Here is a 20776-nt window from a genome sequence, read left to right on the forward strand (position 1 = left end):
CTATTATTTCATGGAAGTATTGTTTTAACTGTACAATAAGAATTACTAAAAAAATAATATATAAAAAAGGTCTTTCTCCATCAGATAAAATTATATCTCTAGAAAAAACATTCCACCTTTCCATTGATAAAGGAATGAATGAACTTAGCCTTTTATTAAAAATACCTAACGATAATTTAGCAATCATAATTAATGATGATAATTCTTATAAGAGTTATTTCGATAACAATGAAAAAATAATCATTGCATACGAATTAGCCCATGAAGTTCAGTTTTTAAATAATCAAAATTTAGAATTGTTATACAACAATATGTGTAATAACCACATTGAGATTATCATTCCATTATTTACAACAACCGATAATATCAGTCACTATTTCATTTCTGCTAACAAATCGAACAATACTATATATTCATATGAGGAAATCGTAGCCTTAAAAGAATTATTTAATCGAATTCAGCATATTATTACTGCTGAAATTAAAATAAAAAGCTCACAAGCGCTAGCTAACTCTATTGCACATGAAATGAGAAATCCATTAGCACAAGTAACTTTACAATTAAAAGAAATAAGCAATAAAACAATAGATAAAAAAATATATCCACATATCATCAATGCTAAATCTGCAATCAATCATGGTAACCAACTCATTGATATTATATTAAAAGAAATAAATGACTTCACTTTTGCTGATCATAACATTGAAAATAAAAATATATCCGATATCATTAACTTTGTAATAAATACATATTGTTATGATAAGGATCAATATAGAAATAGAGTTATTTTCTTTGATAAACAAGATTTTATTATTAAGACAAACCCTACTTTAATAAACTTTGTGTTTTTTAATCTTATTAGAAATGCCACATTTTATTTTGAGTCTCACCCAGAAAGTACTATTCATATAAAAACCGTAACTGGTGAGAAATATAATTATGTAATATTTAGTGATTTCGGTCCAGGTATACCAACTAATATCATAGATAATATTTTTAATGAATTTTTCACACATAACAAAGTTGGTGGCAGTGGATTAGGATTAAGTTATTGTAAACGCGCAATGGAAGCTCTTGATGGAACTATTACATGTACCTCAATTGAAGGTATATACACCGAGTTTAAGCTTCATATTCCTATTATAGTATCAACTAAGAACAAACATCTGCCTCATAAGGAAACTAATCCACAGACTCCATTATATAACTTTACTCATAAAACAATATTGATTGTTGATGATAGCCATACGATGCGTGAGCTTACAGCTCAATATCTAAAAAAGTTTAATGTGAATATTGCCATGGTATCTAATGGCCTCGATGCAATAAATTATATAAGCCATAATCATGTTGATCTTATTCTAATGGATATTCAAATGCCGGGATTAAATGGCTATGAGACAACTGCAAGAATAAAAAAACAATTGCCTCAAATACCTATTATTGCTTTATCGGCCCAATCATCACTAGATGAAATCACTAAAATAGCAATGACGATGGATGATCACATAATGAAACCACCCACAAAAGAACAGCTACAATCAATATTAGTCAAATATCTAAAAAATACTCATCTTGTTGCGTCATCTTAAACTAGAAGCTGCTAGTGTCCTTGGCATTGAATACCAAACTGCAACATTTAAATGGCTAAACCATTACAGAAAACAGTAAAGCCTTTTGTAAAGCAACGGTTCTTAGTCATATTCAATTGTATTTAAAATTCATTGCCGATCCCACCTCCTGTAAATGCAATTATCAATGAATATAGTAATAGACACCTTTCTATACCCCAATAACATGTTGTTTATTTGTTACTAATATGGATAAACAAGGGCGAACAGTCAAAATATTGTATTAAATTATCTACTTTATAAAAATATTCACTGCTTGTTTTTTGAACACTTTTACAACCATTGATTCTAGGTGACTTACGCCACACCTGCGCGCTATTTTGACCGAGCAATACTTAGATATTCGAGTTGTTCTGTTATATCAAGCCAACCAATAAAGATGAATCACCAAACAAGAAAGATAACGCCATTAAATCTATATTAAACTCAGAAAAACAAACACTGTAGCAGTGATATTCGTTTCATATGAAAAATGACTAAATCAACCTGTAAATATACAAACTTACTTGTTTATTTTAGAAATATAAAATAACAATTCGTCGGCGCAGAATAATTAAATCAGCGACGAGGTGTTAATTTTTAAATTCACCGCCCGTAGATAAAATAGACATAACATCATGAATATTATGTATTTTAATTTAACAACAGGAGAAAAATGTAGTAATGACTAATCAAATTGCTTTAGTAACAGGGGCTAATGGTGGCATTGGTTCGAAAATTACTGAAGAGTTGGTAAAAGCAGGCTATCGCGTTATCGCAGGTTATTACCCAAGCGAAAAAGACAGAGCAACCGCTTGGATTAATGATGCCAAATATACTCAAGATGAAGTGCGCTTATTACCATTAGATGTAACTGATGCAGAACATTGCCAAGAAGTATTAACAGCTTTATGGCAAGAAGAAGGCCAAATCGATGTACTTGTTAATAACGCAGGTATTACACGAGATGCATTATTTAAACGTATGAATTTTGAACAATGGGATGCTGTTATTAAAACAAATCTTAATAGTTTGTTTTATGTTACTCATCCTCTTTTCAGCTTCATGTGTGAAAAAGGTAGCTGTCGTATTATCAATATGACTTCTGTTAACGGTTTAAAAGGTCAATTTGGTCAAGTTAATTACTCTGCGGCAAAAGCAGGAGTGATTGGTTTTACCAAAGCGTTAGCCGCAGAAGGTGCAAAATTTGGTGTTACTGTTAATGCTGTTGCACCGGGTTATACCAATACTGCAATGGTCTCTGTTTTAAAACCAGAAGTGATTGATAACATTTGCTCAACGATTCCTATGAAACGTCTAGCCGAACCCAGTGAAATCGCTGCAGCTGTTGTATTCCTTGCCAGTGAAAATGCTCAATACATCACTGGTGAAACATTATCCGTTAATGGCGGCTTGTACATGCACTAATGCTACAAAAGGATTGTAGGCATGAATAAAATTTACATTGTAGCGGCAAAACGTACCCCAATAGGTAGCTTTAACGGCTCATTAAAAACATTGTCTGCGGCAAAATTGGGTTCTATTGCAATCCATGCGGCTGTTGAACAAGCTCACTTGTCCAGTGAAGAAATTGATGAAGTAATTGTTGGTAATGTTATCAGTGCCGATCAAGGAATGGGAATTGGCCGTCAGGCCTCTTTATTATCGGGAATTCCAGAAACAGTTCCAGCCTATACATTAAATATGGTTTGTGGCAGTGGTATGAAAACTGTTATGGATGCAGCGTCACACATCAAAGCAGATGATGCCGAAATTGTTGTTGCAGCGGGGGCAGAGAGTATGTCTCAAATTCCATTCTGTGTACCTGCAGCCATTCGTAATGGTCAAAAAATGGGAAGTCTAACCCTCAAGGATTTGCTCGTTACTGACGGTTTGACTGATGCTTTTCATCACTATCACATGGGTGTAACAGCTGAGAATGTAGTTAGTAAAGAAGGACTTACACGTGAACAGCAGGACGTGTTCGCATTAAATAGTCAAAAAAAAGCTATCAGTGCAATTGAACAAGGTAAATTTGTATCTGAAATTGTACCAATTGAAGTGGTAACTCACAGGGCAACGACTATTGTTGATACGGATGAATATCCAAAATCGAACACGACTATAGAATCGTTACAAAGTTTACGCCCAGTATTTAAGCTTGATGGTACCGTAACGGCAGGGAATGCTTCTGGTATTAATGATTGTGGCAGCGCGATTATCGTTGCATCTGAGAGTGCTGTTGAAAAATACAATTTAACCCCACTAGCTGAGATTGTCAGTTATGCTCAAGCTGGTGTTGCACCAGAAATAATGGGCTTAGGGCCAGTACCTGCCGTATTGCAAGCTTTAAGTAAAGCCAAATTGTCCTTAGGTGATATTGATTTATTCGAATTTAACGAAGCCTTTGCTGGTCAAGCATTAGGAGTCATGTCCGAATTAGCTAAAGATACAGGTGTACATGTTGAAGACTTAAGTCGACGTGTAAACGTAAATGGCGGTGCGATTGCATTAGGTCACCCTCTAGGAGCTTCTGGTAACCGTATTCTTGTTACTCTTATATATGAAATGCTTCGTTCCAATGCTAAATATGGATTAGCAACTTTATGTGTTGGTGGCGGTATGGGAACTGCGGTCATTATCAAACATATTTAATTATGTTTACGATAATAATCTAATTTTCTATTTCTCTTCCTGTTTTATTCTCTATGTTATAAGGAAAATATTATGTACAACGAAATGTTTAAATCTTTTTCAGAGCAAGCAGAAAAAACGCTAGCTCCTTATATGAAATTCAATCATCTTTTTACTAAAAATATTGAAAATATAGCTGAATTACAACTTGCAGCTGTTCGTGCTTACTCAGATCTTGGTCTAAGTCAGCTAAAATCAATTGATCAAATAAAAGATATACAAAGTTTGGGTGTCTACAGTACTCAACAAATTCAATCATTAACTAAATTGTCTCAACAATTAATCGATGATAGCAACAAATTCTCTAATATTGCTCAAGAATTCAAGAACGATATTGAAGAGCTTGCGGCTGAAAATATGAAGCAAAGCGCTACCGCTAAATGCATCTGATATGTTTATAATTGCCGCCTGATCATTTAGGCGGCTTTTTTATAGCTAAAGAAGGTCGTTAAAATGGATAGCCGTTTTTTTTCAGAATATTTTTCTAGTTTAAATAATATTAACGAAACTTGGTGGAGTAATTTTAAATTAGAAAATACAGCTATTACTAGTCCATTAACTCAAGCATTGAATGATTTAACACTAAAAGATAGTCAAAAGTTGATTGAAGGTACATGGTCAAAACCTGATAGCCTTACAAAGATACAAATGGAATGGTGGGAAAGCCAAATGGCTATTTGGCAAGAAGTTATCACTTACGATAAAAAAACATCCCCTGTTATTCAACCAGACGAAGGCGATAAACGGTTTTTAGATCCAGCTTGGGATAATGATGCTTTTTATAACTGTATCAAACAATCTTATTTGCTTTTAAATAATAAAATTCAACAAGCTATCAATGATATTGATGGTGTTGATGACAAAGTAAAAGAGCGCTTAAGTTTTTTTTCTCGACAAGCGCTAAACGCTTTATCACCAACGAATTTCTTAATGACAAACCCTGAACTAACACGACTAACCATTGAACAAGATGGTGTTAACTTAGTTAACGGTTTGAAATTACTAGAGCAAGATATCGAATCAAGTGCTGATGTATTAAGAATTCGTATGACAAATAAAGAAGCTTTCCAAGTCGGTAAAGATTTAGCAAATACTGAAGGGAAAGTTGTCTTTAAAAATCATTTATTCGAATTAATTCAATACAAATCATTAACGGCGAAAGTTAATGTAACACCTCTACTTATTATTCCGCCTTTCATAAATAAATACTACATTCTAGATTTACGTGAAAAGAATTCCATGGTGCGGTGGCTTCTTCAGCAAGGTCATGCTGTATTCATGATTTCATGGAGAAATCCAGATGCATCTATGAAAGATATCGATTTTGCTGATTATATAATCGATGGTGTAATTAAGGCGACCGAAGTTGTTGAAGATATAACTAAGGCCAAAAAAATTAATGCCGTTGGTTACTGTATTGGTGGTACTTTGTTGGCAGCTAGCCAAGCATATATGATTGCAAAACGTATACGTAATCGTATTAAGACAGCAACGTACTTTACAACATTATTGGATTTTTCGCAGCCTGGAGAGATCGGTGCATATATCAATAATGAAATGATTTCCGCGATTGAACAAAGTAATGCTCAAAAAGGCTATATGGATGGCCGATCTTTAAGTGTTACTTTTTCATTATTGAAAGAAAATAGTTTGTATTGGAACTATTACGTTAATAATTATTTAAAAGGTAATAATCCAATTGACTTCGATTTATTGTACTGGAATGGTGACAGTACTAACGTGACTGAAAAATGTCATAGCACCTTATTAAGAAGTCTATATTTAAATAACAAATTGATAGATCCTAAAGGACTTAAAATAAATGATGTATACTTAGATTTAACAAAAATAAAAGTACCCTCTTATTTTATATCTGCTCAAGAAGATCATCTAGCACTTTGGAAAAGTACTTACTGTGGCGCTTTAAATCTTTCAGGCAAGAATACTTTTGTATTAGGTGAATCAGGACATATTGCTGGTATTGTAAATCATCCAGATCGGCAGAAATATGGTTACTGGACTAATGATACAATATCAAAAACACCAGAATCCTGGTTTGATAAAGCAAACCACCAAACAGGATCTTGGTGGGTCCACTGGAATGATTGGTTGAAAAAACAAGAAACTGCTAAACCTATTTTAGCCAATAGATTTGGAAGTAAAAATAATCCCGTTCTAGGTAATGCTCCTGGAGTCTATGTTTTACAAGGTTTACCTATTGTACAAGAAACTATTTAGGCATTAGTTTTACAATCAATTAAAAATATTTATTTCTTGTGATTTCTAATTGATCTGTTAATAAGTAATTTAATATAACGTCTCTTTATTACCACCGAAATTAGACAGAGTTAATCATTCTTCTGACATCGGTGGTGATCGAGTACTGCACCTGATTAATTTATAGAATACATCTATCCACTCTCATATAAATAAACTCCCAATACTGTTTATCAATATAATTAAATTCTTTACCTGCCAACTTTTCTTACAAAACACCTGATACCGTATTATGACAATTTTCACCCTGTTATAAAAACCTTTATAAAATAATGGCTTTATTTTCAGTCTCAAATAGCGGCTTCTTTGGGGAAGATTCAGAATAGAATGGTATCGCGATTAACTGTTAAGCACTGAGTAGCAGTGTATATTATAAAATATAGGGTGAATGTAAGGCTAGATTAAGTACTGGGCTTATCTTGAAATGAATAATATAACTCTTTGGTTGAGCTGAAAACGAATCTCTATCTATGTATATTCAAAATAAAAACAAACATAAAATTCAAGCTTTGACCCTTGAGTCAAAGCTTGATTGATTTATGTGTGAATATTTTCAACGCTAGACTTTTTAAGCTTTCGTCCATACATAACACTAATGCTTTGTAGTTCGACAGCTATACGCGAAACTAAGTCTAAAACAATGACAGCTACTATTACGCTTCAGCGTTAAGTAGAGCAACTGATTGTTGAGCAATCACAAATTCTTCGTTAGTTGGAATCACCATCGCTAATGGCGTATTTGGTTGGCTAATGATACCTTCAGCACCAAAACGGGCTGCTTCATTACCCGCAACATCTTCACGGTAACCAAAAATTTTCAGTAAACGCATAATTTCACGACGTACTGGCAGTGAATTCTCACCGATACCACCTGTGAAAATGATGCCATCTAACTCATCTAACGCGACCATATATGAAGCAATATATTTAGCAGCACGGTAGCTAAAGACTTCAAATGCAAGTTTAGCATCATGATTACCGGCTTCCATCGCTTCAATAACGCCACGACAATCACTGGTTAAGCCTGAAACACCTAAGAAACCAGAATTACCCACTAGTTCTTGATGTAAACGTTCAGGTGTCCAACCTTTCTTCAATAGATATTCAAGAATACTTGGATCAATATCACCACAGCGAGTGCCCATCATTAGACCAGCAAGCGGGGTGAAACCCATTGAAGTATCAATACTCTCACCATTTTTAACGACACAAACAGATGCACCGTTACCAAGGTGAACAGAAATAAAGCTTGATGCTTCAACAGGTTTATTAATCCTTTTTGCAGCTTCACGAGTAACATAATAATGGCTTGTACCATGTGCGCCGTAACGACGAATATTATATTGCTGACAAACTTCTTTTGAAATTGCATATGTATATGCTTTTTCAGGCATTGTTTGGTGGAAAGCAGTATCAAACACAGCAAACTGTGACAAGGTAGGAAATGCTTTAGCAGCAGCACGCATACCCAATACATGGGCAGGATTATGTAACGGAGCTAAATCACTCAACGCTTCAATATCAGCCATTACTTGCTCATCAACGCGAACCGTTGAATTAAACTTAGTCCCACCATGTACAACACGGTGACCAATAGTGACGATATTATCTTTCATACCAAGTTCATCAACCAATGCAACGATACGATCAATTGCTTGTTGGTGATGACCGTCAAGGCCTGTAAGTTTGAACTCTTGTTTTTCACCGTTAACTTTCCAGCTAACGACTGCTTCAGGGAGATTAAAACACTCACCAAGGCCACTTAACGTAGCTTCACCGGTTACAGTATCAATCAACGCAAATTTAAGTGAAGAACTACCAGAATTGATTACGAGAACTAAAGAATTGCTCATGGTTATCTCATCAGAATTTTTAAGGGCGAATTTCGGATTTAGTAAAAACATCCAGTTTCGGATTTACTCAGTTCAATGCGTGATATTCATTCAACTCAGTAAGTACGTGCTAATCATATTACTCAATTTTTTTTTAATGTCTCAACTTTTGTTTCAAAAAACCCTCAAAAGTTTAAAATTTACTGGTTTAGATCAATTTTAAGACTAAAAATCGATTTAATTCGCATAAATCCGCACCATTTGATCAAATTAAGTTGAGTGTTTGATGGGCTTTTTTTTATCTTTTTAAGCTATCACTAACGATATCTTATGGTTTTACCATCGGAACGATTAAGAATTAACCGTATTTAGTACGTGAATTTCAATTGAGAAATGGAATAGACACAATAAAAATAATATTATCAGTTATGCATTCTTGCAGCGAATACTAAATAGTAAGAAAACATTACCGATCACAAACAAATTAACTTCTTTTGAGATGATAGCTAAATTATTCATCTACTGATGAGCTGTCCAGTGCTTGATAATAGTCATAAAGACTATCAATATCCGCACTACACATAATTGTCATAGCTGCTTTTAATTGTGGAACTGACCAATTCCACCACTTCATTTCTAGTAATTGATTAATCTGTAACGGTGTAAAACGTTTTTTAACGCACCGACCAGGATTACCAACGACTATCGAATAAGGTTCAACATCTTTAGTGATCACCGCACGCGTCCCAATCACAGCACCATCGCCAATCTTAACGCCTGGCATAATCACACATTCAGCACCAAGCCAGACATCATTACCAATAACGGTATTCCCTGCACGCTCAAAACCACTTTTAACCCCATCACCAAACTCCTCAAAATCAAAAGGGAATGATGAAATCCAATCATGGCGATGGCCTTGATTACCTGCCAGCATAATCACGACCCCACTCGCAATTGAACAAAACCGGCCAATAATAAGCTTATCGACTTCACCAAAAATACCTGACTGCCAAACCTCATTACTCGATTTGTCGCCCAATAAATAGTGAACACATTGATCTTCAAAATGATGTTGATGGTAATAGCCAGAATAATAGCTGTAATCACCCACTTCTATATTAGGATTCGTGATATGTTGTTTAATTTCATAACCACCAATCCAAGATGGAAAAATGCTCAACGTCATTACTATTCTCCTTTTTATACTCAACATTCAAAACAAAACGGCATATTATAACTAAAATACAAATCACCTTGGATCCCACTATGACACTCAATCATTTGCACGACGCTTATTTAGGTGAACTCTATGGCATTAGTTTTTTTACCACCTTTGTTGAACAGTATAGTGACCATAGTCATAACAATAAATGGCAAACCTTATTAGATATTGAGGTTATTACAGCCAAGAAACTAGAAACAGCACTCGTACCATTAGGCATTCAATGTCCTGATTACGATGTTGAAATGGCTCAAAAAGGCATAGCAGATGCTAATAAATGGCTCCATCTGCCATGGCCAACATTAATTAATACCATGGTTAGTTGGGTCGCTCCCTATCAACAGCGCTATCAACAACAAGCAGACAATGCCCAACAACATCAGGATTTATTTGCACTCGTTGCTGATCATGAAAATGCTATTTATGATTTTCTGCTAGCTGAGCAGGCAGGTTCAGCTGAAAGTCTTCAAATATTGCAGCGTTTTATTAATAAGCACAGTTGATATCTTTATAATAAATATTTTTATTACAATCATTTAAGCCTTATTCTTGTAAAGATAAGGCTTTAAAATCACCAAGAACCATTGCTTTAATTAGAAGTTTACCCCTATTTACACGCCTTAATATTCTTTTCTTACTAACGTTCAGCCTCTTGGGTTGCTACTGTAACCGCTCAGCAGTGAACGAAATAAACTATCGACCTCAGCCTTCACCTTCCCCCTCAAATGAAGCCATTATTTTTTTGCATTGGTACTTTAAATATAAAACAGCTTATAGATGTCGATGAAATACATTCATCTAAAAAACCAATATTTAATCAACCAAATAACATTTCCCCGTTGATATTTAAGAGAAAATCATATAATTAAAACGCCTTTTGTGACGGCGATCACCAAGCATAAATTATTGAATAAGATGAAAAAAAAGCAAATTCATTGTGAGCACCCTCATATAATTACACCCAGTGTTATTATATCAACGTTGTATGAACATCTATCCCTGTTGTGATTTTAACAGTTGAATTAATATTAACGTGAAAGGAATAACAATATGCAATGGCTTGACTGGTTAGCACTCATAGCTTTCTTTTTAGTGATGATAGGGATAGGTCTTAACGCCTACCGAAAAATTAAAGGTTCAAACGATTTTTATGTTGCTGGAGGTGGACTTCCTTGGTGGCTTGCCGGCATTTCACACCATGTTTCAGGCTATTCTGGCGTTGTCTTCACCGGTTATGCTGCAATTGCTTATTCGACGGGATTTAATTTATATATATGGTGGGCGATGAACGTCGCTCTGGCTTGTTCTCTTGGTGCATGGCTCGTCGTACCACGTTGGGCTCGGCTTCGAAAAGCATTAAATATTCAGTCCCCAACAGAATACCTTAAACTTCGTTACGATATAAAAACCCAACAAGTTATTGCATGGTTAGGTGTATTACTAAAACTACTTGATACGGCAGGTAAATATGCCGCTATAGGGGTACTACTTTACGGTTTTGCTGGGGTTCCAATCCATTACGGTATTCTTATTGCTGGCTTCATCGCTATGTTATATGTCACTGTTGGCGGACTTTGGGCTGATACAATGAATGACTTTTTCCAATTCTTTGTTCAAGTTGCTGCTGGCTTAGCGATGTTTTTTATCATTCAAAACCAACTAGGAGCCGTTGGTACTAACTATTTATCAATGTGGGATAAACTTCCTGCTGGTCACTCTGACTGGTTCAATAGCGAATATTCACCGCTATTTTTTATTAGTTTTAGTATTGTTATTTTCCTTAGTTACACAGGCGGTACTTGGAACCTAGCATCACGCTTTATTGCTTCACCAACCGGGCGTGCAGCAAGAAAAGCCATGGTACTATCTTCAGTTCTATATTTAATTTGGCCACTATTCTTATTTGCTCCTATGTGGGCAGCCCCTCTTCTTCTTCCTGATTTAGCAATTGCCGACCAAACTCAAATATATTCAATGTTAACGGTAAAATATTTACCAGCAGGCGCTGTTGGGATTGTACTGGCTTCAATGTTTGCAGCAACACTTTCCATGGTAGCTTCAGATGCAAATGCGATCAGCTCAGTACTATCAAGAGATATTCTGCCATTACTTAGTAATAAGTTTAGAAATGAAAATGGTGATACGCCCTTAAAAATTGCACGTATCGTTACCTTTACTTTTACTCTTGCCACAATTCTTATTGCCTTAAACAAAGATTACTTCGGCGGCATTATTGGTCTAATCCTAGTTTGGTTTGGTGGTTTAATTGGACCAGCATCAATTCCTATGGTTTTAGGACTATTACCTTTCTATAAACATTGCGGACCTAAATCAGCACTAGGCTCAATGGCTATTGGTTTATCCGTCTTTGTATTTACACGCTTATTCGTTGCAGAACCATCAATGGCTCTCTCTGTCGGCGGCCCAGTTATTTGTTCACTTATCTTCTTTAGTCTAGCGGCAATCTATAACCGTAAGTTCGAGGTTAAACCTGAAATCGAAGATCTGATGGTGAAATTAAGCCGAGATGAGCAAGAATCAGAAATGGAACTCGCTGAGAGCAAATAATAATGACATTGACACAGAATCCCTTAAACAACATTGAAGCCATTTGGCGTAATGAGTTAGTCAATAATATCTTACCGTTCTGGAATGCTGCGATTGATACAGAAAATGGTGGGGTATACACCTGCTTTAGTAATGATGGTTCTGCGCTTTTAAGCCATGATAAATACATATGGTCACAAGGACGTTTCTTATGGAACTGGAGTCGTCAGGCATACCTTATTGAACAGGGTTATCTTGATGGTGATGCTAAAAGTTATATTGACCAAGCCAAGCTTACTGCTGATTTTTTAGATAAAAACGCGTTACTAGAAAACGGTAATTGCTGTTTTGTCTTAACTGAAAACGGTAACAAAAAAGAACGCATGAATGGTGAGAGTTATGATCTTTCATTCTACGCTGATTGCTTTGTTGTGATGGGATTCTGTGAATATGCTTATGTCAGTGGTGAGCATTATTATTTTGAAAAAGCATTGTCACTTTATGACACGATTAAAAATAGATTAAAAAGCGGTTCAGTTAAAAGTGAACCTTACCCAGCAGCTGAAGGCTTTGAACCTTATGCATTTGAAATGATCGTACTTGGTATCACTAACGAATTATTACGCTATGCCATTAAATACAATCATAGTTCATTAACGCATTTAAAATTTGCATGTACACATAGCTTAAATCGCATCTTTTCAGACTTTCATCATCCAAAGTCATTAATGCCATTTGAAATGCGCACTAGCAAAATGAATCAACACACTTTATTGGCAAGCCATGTAACACCTGGGCATACACTTGAGAATATGTGGTTTTGTATACAAGCCGCACAGTTACTTGGAACATTAGAGTCCTACCTGCCTAGGATTATCACTATTACTAAGCAAATGTGGGCAATAGGCTGGGACAAAGAGCATGCTGGCCTATTCCGTTACACTTCTCGCCTTGGGAGCAAACCTAGTGGGAGTTTATTAGGTAACGACCGCTACGAAAATCTGGTTCTCGATACTTGGGACACTAAAATTTGGTGGGTGCATTCTGAAGCATTGTATACGCTGCTACTTACTTACCAATTAAGCGGTGATAAAACCCTATTATCTATGTATCAGCAAACTGAAGCTTATGTATTAGCAACCTTTCCCAACGATGAATTTGGTGAATGGACACAAATAAGAAATCGCTTCGGTCAACCGCTTAACAAAGTGATTGCACTGCCCGTCAAAGACCCGTTTCATATCATGCGTAATTTGCAATTAATCGTGCAACTTATTGGAATAAAAGAGGAAAACTCATGATTATTGGAATGAGTAAGGTTGATATTACACCTTCAATGCCAATGAAACTGGCCGGCTTTGATTTTCGTAGAGGTCATTACGAAAAAGTTGGAATGCCCATTTTTTGCCGTTGCTTAGTATTTGAACAAAAAATTGCATTGATAAGTCTCGAACTACTTTTCATTGGCGATTATCTCGATGCTTTAATTCGAGATAAAATTGCAACTTACAAAGAACTAAAAAAGCTTAATCTACAGCTGTCAGCAACACACAGTCATTCGAGCATGCAGTCTGCAAATAACCACTCTCCAAGACTTGGAGAATTTAGTGCGACATATTGTGAAGATGTTGCCAACAAAGTAATTACAGCAATTAAGCAAGCACTTTTGAACCAAGAAATAGTTACGGTTAATAAAGCCATCACTAGCTGTGATATCGCAATATATCGTCGTGTTATCAATACTAAAGGGAAGATAGAAATGGCACCTAATAGTAATGTAGAAATTGATAAGAGCGCGCATATATTCCAATTTATTAGAAAGGATGGAACGACAAAGGCAATCCTTATCCATAATCATTGCCACCCAACTGTCTCCGCAGACAACATCCTCTCAGGTGAATATCCAGGAGTGGTTTGTCATCAAGTAGAAGCGACATATGCCAATTCTGTTTGCTTGTTCTTACAGGGGTTCTGTGGCGACATTCGGCCGAACCTTTGCCGAGATAATCAATTTTATAGGGCCCATTTTGATGAGATCATTCGCATAGGTACTTCACTCGCCTCTCGCTACCTGAAGGCAATAAAAACATCGATTAAGATAAAAGAAGAATCAGTTGTCGTTTATTCAGAGAGGATGGTTTCTTTACCTTTAAATAAACCACAAAACTGGTTCGAGCTTGAAGAATATAAAAAATCACAAGCTCAAGATAATATTCATTTTGAATGGGCTGTTCATCAGCAAGGATTATTAAATAAAGATGCTATAAAAAGTAATAATTCACAACAACAAATAAAACTTTGCTTCTTAAATATTAATAACATTTTAAAATTCATAATGATTAACGCAGAAGTTGTAAATCATTACCAACACTATATAACTAAAAACATTGATTCATCCATCCTTGGGGTTGGATATTGCAACGGCATGATTGGTTATATTCCAACACAAGATCAAATTATACAAGGTGGTTATGAACCCGACTTATCATCTTATTATTTTTATTTACCCGCGACATTTACTCAACACGTTGAAAGCTGTTTAAAACAAGCATTAAATCAAATTATTGACGAGAACTAATCATGACTAAATTACTTAATAATAAAAAAGATCAATTATCTTACCAAGTTTATTCAACAAGACAGGCTATGGGTAAAGCAGCGGCAAACTATACCGAGCAGCTATTGATTAAACTTCAAAATGAGCAAGATAGTGTGCGTATTATTTTTGCATCAGCGCCTTCTCAAAATGAGTTTCTGGCCCATTTAAAGGCTTCAACTAAGATTGACTGGTCAAAAGTCACAGCCTTTCATATGGATGAATACATTGGTTTACCAACGGGGGCTGAGCAAGCATTTAGCCACTTCATTAAAAATTCATTACTTGATGAAGTCAAACCCTCTGCGGCACACTTTATTAATATTGATGCACAAGATAGCGTGCAAGAATGTCAGCGCTACGCCGCTTTATTACAACAAGCCCCGATTGATCTTGTTTGCTTAGGAGTCGGTGAAAATGGTCATATTGCCTTTAATGATCCATGGGTTGCTGATTTTAATGACAAAGCCATTGTCAAAAAAGTTCAGCTTGATACTCAATGTCGTCAACAACAAGTTAATGACGGTTGCTTCGCAGCCCTAGACAATGTACCGCAATACGCGCTAACGCTGACAATTCCAACCTTAGTCAACGCTAAACATATGGTTTGTATCGTGCCGGCTGCAACCAAACGTGAAGCAATAACCGCAATGATCAATGGCGATATTAGCGAAGATCTCCCGGCATCAATCTTAAGAAAACACCAGAGTGCCGCATTATTTCTTGATAATGAATCAGGAGCAGACTTGCTATGATCATTACAGGAAAAACCTTGGCCGAGCAGCCAATCCGAATCTATACCGAAGCGGGTATTATCTCTCAGGTAGAACCTATCGCTACTACTGATACAACTAGCCTACCCTACATAGCACCAGGCTTGATTGATCTTCAGGTCAACGGCTTTGCAGGGGTTGATTTTAATACATTACCATTGACAAAATCAGGCATCACCCACGCGACAGAGCAGATGCTGAGCTTTGGGGTAACTGGCTATTACCCGACAATTATCACTAACAGTGACGATAATATTTGTCAGCTATTTAGTGATTTCCAACAGTTCAAACGTAATGATGCTCAACTTGCACAAACCTTACTTGGTTTCCATCTAGAAGGGCCATTTATCTCACCGAATGATGGACCTCGAGGGGCACATAATCGCGACTATGTTCAAGCACCTAATGTTAGCCTTGTTAAAAAATGGTATGACGCATCTGAAGGTCAGCTAAGTATTCTGACGCTATCGCCTGAATGGGAAGATGGTTTGCAAGAAACCATTGAATACTGTGTTGCGATGGGCATTAAAGTATCAATTGGCCACTCTGCTGCAACTCCAGACCAAATTCAACAAGCCACACAACTTGGTGCAACCATGTCAACTCACCTTGGTAATGGTTGTGATTTACAGATCCATCGTCATCACAACTACATTTGGCAGCAGCTCGCAGAAGACCAATTGTGGACGGCGATTATCGCAGATGGCTTTCATCTCCCTCCAGCGGTAATCAAAGTCATTTTAAAAGCCAAGCAAGATCAAGTGATTTTGACCAGCGATACCACTGCATTTGGCGGAATGAAACCAGGCCGTTATCAAACCCATATTGGCGGTGATGTCATACTGACAGAGCAAGGAAAATTACATCTAGCCAGTAATCCGGAGTTACTTGCAGGTTCTGCTAAATCCGTTCTTGATTGTATAAATTACCTCATTAATTCCGACTTACTGAGCGCAAACAGTGCTTGGAATAAAGCCAGTTATAGTCCATCAAGTTTCATGGGACTAAAAAACAGAGGCTCTCTAGAAGTAGGTCAACGTGCGGATATCGTTATGTTGAATAAAAACGACAACGGACTGTCGGTCTTACAAACCATTCTTGCAGGAGAAGCAGTTTATACTGCTTAACAAACCATGAGTTTATCTAAAGATTACTTACATCAAATTACCCAACATTTGAACTGTATTCATGATTCTGAGTATCAAAATATCTTAGAAGCAGCAAAGCTCATTGCTTCACAAATAGCCCAAGATAAAGTGATCCATGTTGCAGCATCAGGTGGCCATTCAAACCTAGCAACCCAAGAGATTTTCTTTCGTGCTGGCGGATTAATGCATATTAATCCCATCATTGATGAAGGGACGTTATTAACCAATGGTGCCTTACGTTCGATGGCAATTGAACGACTGGCTGATTATGGAAAAATCGTCGTTCAAAACAATCCAATGCAATGTGGTGATGTTCTACTATTAATTAATGCCTATGGTATCAATGCTGCGGTTCTAGACATCGCACTTGAAGCAAAAAAGAAAGGCGTCACGGTTATTGCCATCACATCAATAGAGCATGCTCAGCAGACCTCGGCTGAGCACCCGGCACGTCACCCAAGTAAGCAAAACCTGTGTGACGTTGTTGATCTCGTCCTTGATTGCAAAGTTCAAGTCGGTGATGCCGTTGTTCAAATAGAAGGTATCACTCAAAAAGTCGCAGCAATATCAACATTCGCTAATTCGTTTATCCTTAACGCACTCGTCATTAAAACCGTTAACTTACTCGCTCAACAAGGAATCGAACCTCCAATTTGGAAGAGCGGTAACGTTATTGGTGGCGATGAATGGAACCAGCAATTCATTGCCCGCTTTAAAGACAGAATCCGCTTATTGTAATGCATCAGCTAGCGCGCTTCTTCTAGCGCGCTGCAACTTAAAAACAAACCAATCTCGGTTAATTCACCATTAACCGCTAGCAAGGTCTTGCCGAAAGACATGACCTAAAAATAACGATAAAAACATTTTTATTAAAAATAAATCTTTTGCAAGGAGAATACCGATGACAAATAGCATTAGTAAACTAAGTCTCTTATTGTATAGCTGGGGTAAACGTAGCCGGTTTTATTTATTAAGCACTCTATTATTACTTGTTTCACAAGTACTTCATGCAGAGACAAATAATAGTGAAAATAAAAACAAACAACCTGTAATTGCATATCATGTCGATTTTCGCGTACAAGTTATGCCAATTACAGCGCTAAAAGCAATGGTAAAAGAAATATCATCTTTAGGGTTTAATACAATAATAATGGAATGGGAAGCAACATACCCATATAAAAAGCACAACATTATATCTAATCGTTATGCTTATACTCGAAAAGAAGTAAAAGAGTTTATTGAATATAGCGAAGATCTGGGACTTGATGTTATCCCGCTACAACAAAACTTTGGTCATGCTGAATATATTTTAATGCATGAACGTTATGCTTATTTAAGAGCCGACGCGAGACAACTATCACAAGTTGACCCAACACGATTAGATGCAGCCAGAGATCTGTTTGAAGAACTTTTTGACGATATGTTCTCCACGCATAATTCTCAATATGTTCACATCGGTGGAGATGAAACACGCTTACTCGATTGTGCAAATTGCCAAATCGCATGGGGGGATCTCGGTGAAGAAGCCGGTAAATCTAAAATCTATGTCGACTACATGAAAATGATAGCGGAAATTGTAACGGAACGAGGGAAAACCCCACTGATCTGGGCTGATATGATTCTTAAGCATCCAGACGCTATTAAAGATATGCCCAAAAATGTCATTTATATTGATTGGAATTATGGCTGGGATTTTGATCGCTTTGGCTCTGACCCACGAGATTTAATCAAGCAATATGGCCTTGAGTTTTGGGGAGCACCTTCTATCCGCTCAGGCCCCGATGATTATCATAGTAATTCGTGGGAAAAACACCTTAAAAATATGGCAGACTTTATCCCTGAAGCTAAAAAAGCGGGTTATACCGGCATGGTGTTAACGTCTTGGTCTACATCCGGTGAGTATGGTTATAATTGGTTCAGTGGTGAAGTTGAAACAATTGAAATCTACCCTATTCGTCAGGTCTATCCACATTCATACCCTAATGATGCATTTAGAATGACAACCAGTGCTTTTATTGACGCACTACAACAAAATGAACCGATTAAAGTTAAAGGCTATGCCCGTAGTTATGCTAAGAATCGATTTGGTATAACCGCAGCAAAAGCGAATGCTCTTTGGAATATTCTGAGTGCTGAAGTGATGAATAACAAAGTAGTAATAGGATCGGTTAAATTATCAGGTGAAAAAGGACTCTCTGAAGAAGATCGTCGTCTGGCAGAGCTAAGTCTAGAAAAAATAAGAGAATTACAAGCACAGCTTAAAAATATAGAGCCTAAATATAACAAAGCGGAATTTTCACATTATACGCTACAACTTGATTTACGTGAGTTTTGGTTAAATTATCGAACAATTCAAGGCTGGGTTCAATCTCAGGAATTTACCCGTAAAGATAAACCAGCAGCTATCGCAATGTTAACCACATTATTGGTTAAAGCCGAGCAACTCAATCAGCGTTTTTATGCTTCATTTGATGGTGCGCTATATGCATCAGAAATTGAAACCCTCAATGAATACCGCAACCATAAAATTGAAGTATTATTACAGCGACTATCAAATCAACGTTGATTATCAATAACCGTTTTTAAATTGACAAAATTGACTACTATTGTTTAAACAGATATTGCGAATTAAGCAATATCTGTTTTTCTAGTGTTCATCATATCGACTTTATTTAGCTTCAATAAATAGTATTAATATTTATAACCAAGATAAAAATCTAGTCATATATTTAGCTAAAATAAATAGCCACGACTGAAAAAACTATTTTAATATATAAAGTTAGTTGTCTATAAAATCAAAGCTAATAAATAATTTGTGCATTTAGAAGTGACTCGATATGATAAAGGTAGTTAGAGGCTCAACGATAATTAAAAACAATTATGAAACCAAAAAGTTTATCTCTAGAAAGAAAGATTCTTTTATTTGAGCAAATTATTAGTGGCTACCAAAGCGATGAAATGATTACTCGTAAAGGCTTAGTCGAAACAAATGGCCTTCGTCCTGCAACCGTAACCCAACTTATTTCCGACCTAATCTCTCTTAATATGGTAAAAGAAGATACAAAAGCTCAGGTATCAGGCCCAGGTCGCCCTGAAGTATGTTTAATTCCCAATTTACAAGCATTTAATGCCGTTTTTGTATATGTAGACTCATTGACCATTATTTCATCATTGGTAAACCTCGCTGGAGAGGTTCTTTTTACAACTAATATTGAAGTTGATAATCGAGAGGCAACCAAAGAAGAATTAGTCTTAGCCGTCGAATCTTTAGTCATTAAAGCCATCGAATCTGCGACACCTGCGATGACAATTTGTGGCATTACTTTATCGCTACCAGGTATTATCGATCGCGAAAATCAGGTTTGGAAGTATTCTAATCGTTGGCCCAATGCGACTAATATTTCGTTTAAATCGCTTGCATCTACTATTAACTATAAAATTAATCTTGTTAAAAATCTTCAGTCTGAGCTCAATGCCTTTGTTTTAGAAAATAGCCAACTGCAATCAAGAAATACCCTATACATACACTGGGGAGAAGGAATTGGTGCCGCAAATTATGATTCTCAAAGAATGACTCGCTTTAGAGAAAAAGGATTATTCAGTGAATTGGGTCAAACGATTATCGATTCGAATGGTAACACCTTAGAACAAGCTGTTTCTCTTGCTGCTTTACGCAACGAATTGAGTCATTGCCTTGGTTGTCTAATTGGCAATGAGAAACAATGTGCTGAACAAGTGATTAAACAATCACTATCGTCATTACCATGCTTGGAAACGGCCACTCAGACATTTACGCGTGCGTTAGTAAATACCTATCTCACCTTATTCCCTGATACCATCATACTGACAGGACCATTTGTTCAAAATGAGCAAGTCTTCAACTTATTGAGCCAACAATTTTTTGCGCAACTACCAAGTTATTATTCGTCTGACATTCAGTTACTCGTCAATACAAACTCTGTAAAAAATGAACTGCAAGGCTCGATAGTGCCCTTTTTTAGCCAATATGTTAATGAAACAATCTCAAAAGAGCCTTGCTAACAAATACATATTACATAGCGTTATTTAATTGAG

16 protein-coding genes are annotated in these 20776 nt (G+C 36.4%); 14 read left to right on the plus strand and 2 right to left on the minus strand.

The genetic code is table 11. The features are described from left to right. From C0W29_RS02240 to phaC, 5 genes are all read left to right on the plus strand, one after another. Positions 1-1592, plus strand: a 1592-nt coding sequence (locus tag C0W29_RS02240) for an ATP-binding response regulator (RefSeq protein ID WP_146147146.1), incomplete at its 5' end; no start/stop codon positions are given. Between the two features lie 702 nt (positions 1593-2294). Beyond that, positions 2295-3038 (plus strand): SDR family oxidoreductase, encoded by a 744-nt coding sequence (locus C0W29_RS02245; RefSeq protein WP_045045308.1) that lies wholly within the window; start codon positions 2295-2297, stop codon positions 3036-3038. Positions 3039-3059: 21 nt separating this feature from the next. Beyond that, positions 3060-4265 (plus strand): acetyl-CoA C-acetyltransferase, encoded by a 1206-nt coding sequence (locus C0W29_RS02250; RefSeq protein WP_036791674.1) that lies wholly within the window; start codon positions 3060-3062, stop codon positions 4263-4265. A 72-nt stretch (positions 4266-4337) separates the two neighbouring features. Next, positions 4338-4694 (plus strand): phasin family protein, encoded by a 357-nt coding sequence (locus C0W29_RS02255; RefSeq protein WP_036791676.1) that lies wholly within the window; start codon positions 4338-4340, stop codon positions 4692-4694. Between the two features lie 63 nt (positions 4695-4757). Next, positions 4758-6542, plus strand: coding sequence for a class I poly(R)-hydroxyalkanoic acid synthase (phaC, locus tag C0W29_RS02260; protein WP_036791678.1), 1785 nt, complete (start codon positions 4758-4760; stop codon positions 6540-6542). A gap of 692 nt (positions 6543-7234) precedes the next feature. Here the strand turns inward: phaC and C0W29_RS02265 are convergent. Together C0W29_RS02265 and C0W29_RS02275 are read right to left on the minus strand one after the other, a co-directional pair. Further along, on the minus strand, positions 7235-8434 hold the full coding sequence (locus tag C0W29_RS02265) for an acetate/propionate family kinase (RefSeq protein WP_036791680.1): 1200 nt from the start codon (positions 8432-8434) through the stop codon (positions 7235-7237). A gap of 490 nt (positions 8435-8924) precedes the next feature. Next, positions 8925-9602: a CatB-related O-acetyltransferase gene (locus C0W29_RS02275; RefSeq protein WP_045042907.1), complete on the minus strand. Its 678-nt coding sequence runs from the start codon at positions 9600-9602 to the stop codon at positions 8925-8927. Between the two features lie 80 nt (positions 9603-9682). Here C0W29_RS02275 and C0W29_RS02280 point away from each other — a divergent pair, with 80 nt between their 5' ends. The 9 genes from C0W29_RS02280 to C0W29_RS02320 all read left to right on the plus strand — a co-directional run bounded on the left by C0W29_RS02280 (position 9683) and on the right by C0W29_RS02320 (position 20743). Then, positions 9683-10141, plus strand: coding sequence for a hypothetical protein (locus tag C0W29_RS02280; protein WP_045045309.1), 459 nt, complete (start codon positions 9683-9685; stop codon positions 10139-10141). Between the two features lie 547 nt (positions 10142-10688). Continuing rightward, positions 10689-12206, plus strand: coding sequence for a sodium:solute symporter family protein (locus C0W29_RS02285; RefSeq protein ID WP_036791687.1), 1518 nt, complete (start codon positions 10689-10691; stop codon positions 12204-12206). A 2-nt stretch (positions 12207-12208) separates the two neighbouring features. After that, positions 12209-13486 (plus strand): AGE family epimerase/isomerase, encoded by a 1278-nt coding sequence (locus C0W29_RS02290; protein ID WP_045045310.1) that lies wholly within the window; start codon positions 12209-12211, stop codon positions 13484-13486. Next, positions 13483-14763 (plus strand): hypothetical protein, encoded by a 1281-nt coding sequence (locus tag C0W29_RS02295; RefSeq protein WP_045045311.1) that lies wholly within the window; start codon positions 13483-13485, stop codon positions 14761-14763. The genes C0W29_RS02290 and C0W29_RS02295 overlap by 4 nt, the downstream gene beginning before the upstream one ends. Positions 14764-14765: 2 nt before the next feature. After that, entirely contained in the window at positions 14766-15536 is a 771-nt protein-coding gene (locus C0W29_RS02300) for a glucosamine-6-phosphate deaminase (RefSeq protein WP_045045312.1), read from the plus strand. Then, complete coding sequence (locus C0W29_RS02305; RefSeq protein WP_045045313.1) at positions 15533-16681, plus strand: N-acetylglucosamine-6-phosphate deacetylase; 1149 nt, start codon at positions 15533-15535, stop codon at positions 16679-16681. Before C0W29_RS02300 ends, C0W29_RS02305 begins: the two co-directional genes overlap by 4 nt. A 6-nt stretch (positions 16682-16687) precedes the next feature. Beyond that, on the plus strand, positions 16688-17440 hold the full coding sequence (locus C0W29_RS02310) for a sugar isomerase domain-containing protein (RefSeq protein ID WP_045045314.1): 753 nt from the start codon (positions 16688-16690) through the stop codon (positions 17438-17440). Positions 17441-17603: 163 nt separating this feature from the next. Then, on the plus strand, positions 17604-19268 hold the full coding sequence (locus tag C0W29_RS02315; protein ID WP_045045315.1) for a family 20 glycosylhydrolase: 1665 nt from the start codon (positions 17604-17606) through the stop codon (positions 19266-19268). 314 nt (positions 19269-19582) lie between these two features. Next, positions 19583-20743, plus strand: coding sequence for an ROK family protein (locus C0W29_RS02320; RefSeq protein WP_045042913.1), 1161 nt, complete (start codon positions 19583-19585; stop codon positions 20741-20743). The last annotated feature ends 33 nt before the right edge of the window (positions 20744-20776 follow it).

Source organism: Photobacterium kishitanii (assembly GCF_003026355.1).
In the GTDB taxonomy this organism is placed as follows: Bacteria; Pseudomonadota; Gammaproteobacteria; order Enterobacterales; family Vibrionaceae; genus Photobacterium; species Photobacterium kishitanii.

Bases quoted from the DNA above. Each gene is read 5' to 3' on its own strand.
- C0W29_RS02290 (WP_045045310.1), top strand. From the start codon at position 12,209: ATGACATTGACACAGAATCCCTTAAACAACATTGAAGCCATTTGGCGT.
- C0W29_RS02310 (WP_045045314.1), top strand. From the start codon at position 16,688: ATGAGTTTATCTAAAGATTACTTACATCAAATTACCCAACATTTGAAC.
- C0W29_RS02245 (WP_045045308.1), top strand. From the start codon at position 2,295: ATGACTAATCAAATTGCTTTAGTAACAGGGGCTAATGGTGGCATTGGT.
- C0W29_RS02305 (WP_045045313.1), top strand. From the start codon at position 15,533: ATGATCATTACAGGAAAAACCTTGGCCGAGCAGCCAATCCGAATCTAT.
- C0W29_RS02315 (WP_045045315.1), top strand. From the start codon at position 17,604: ATGACAAATAGCATTAGTAAACTAAGTCTCTTATTGTATAGCTGGGGT.
- phaC (WP_036791678.1), top strand. From the start codon at position 4,758: ATGGATAGCCGTTTTTTTTCAGAATATTTTTCTAGTTTAAATAATATT.
- C0W29_RS02250 (WP_036791674.1), top strand. From the start codon at position 3,060: ATGAATAAAATTTACATTGTAGCGGCAAAACGTACCCCAATAGGTAGC.
- C0W29_RS02295 (WP_045045311.1), top strand. From the start codon at position 13,483: ATGATTATTGGAATGAGTAAGGTTGATATTACACCTTCAATGCCAATG.
- C0W29_RS02265 (WP_036791680.1), bottom strand. From the start codon at position 8,434: ATGAGCAATTCTTTAGTTCTCGTAATCAATTCTGGTAGTTCTTCACTT.
- C0W29_RS02285 (WP_036791687.1), top strand. From the start codon at position 10,689: ATGCAATGGCTTGACTGGTTAGCACTCATAGCTTTCTTTTTAGTGATG.
- C0W29_RS02300 (WP_045045312.1), top strand. From the start codon at position 14,766: ATGACTAAATTACTTAATAATAAAAAAGATCAATTATCTTACCAAGTT.
- C0W29_RS02320 (WP_045042913.1), top strand. From the start codon at position 19,583: ATGAAACCAAAAAGTTTATCTCTAGAAAGAAAGATTCTTTTATTTGAG.
- C0W29_RS02255 (WP_036791676.1), top strand. From the start codon at position 4,338: ATGTACAACGAAATGTTTAAATCTTTTTCAGAGCAAGCAGAAAAAACG.
- C0W29_RS02275 (WP_045042907.1), bottom strand. From the start codon at position 9,602: ATGACGTTGAGCATTTTTCCATCTTGGATTGGTGGTTATGAAATTAAA.
- C0W29_RS02280 (WP_045045309.1), top strand. From the start codon at position 9,683: ATGACACTCAATCATTTGCACGACGCTTATTTAGGTGAACTCTATGGC.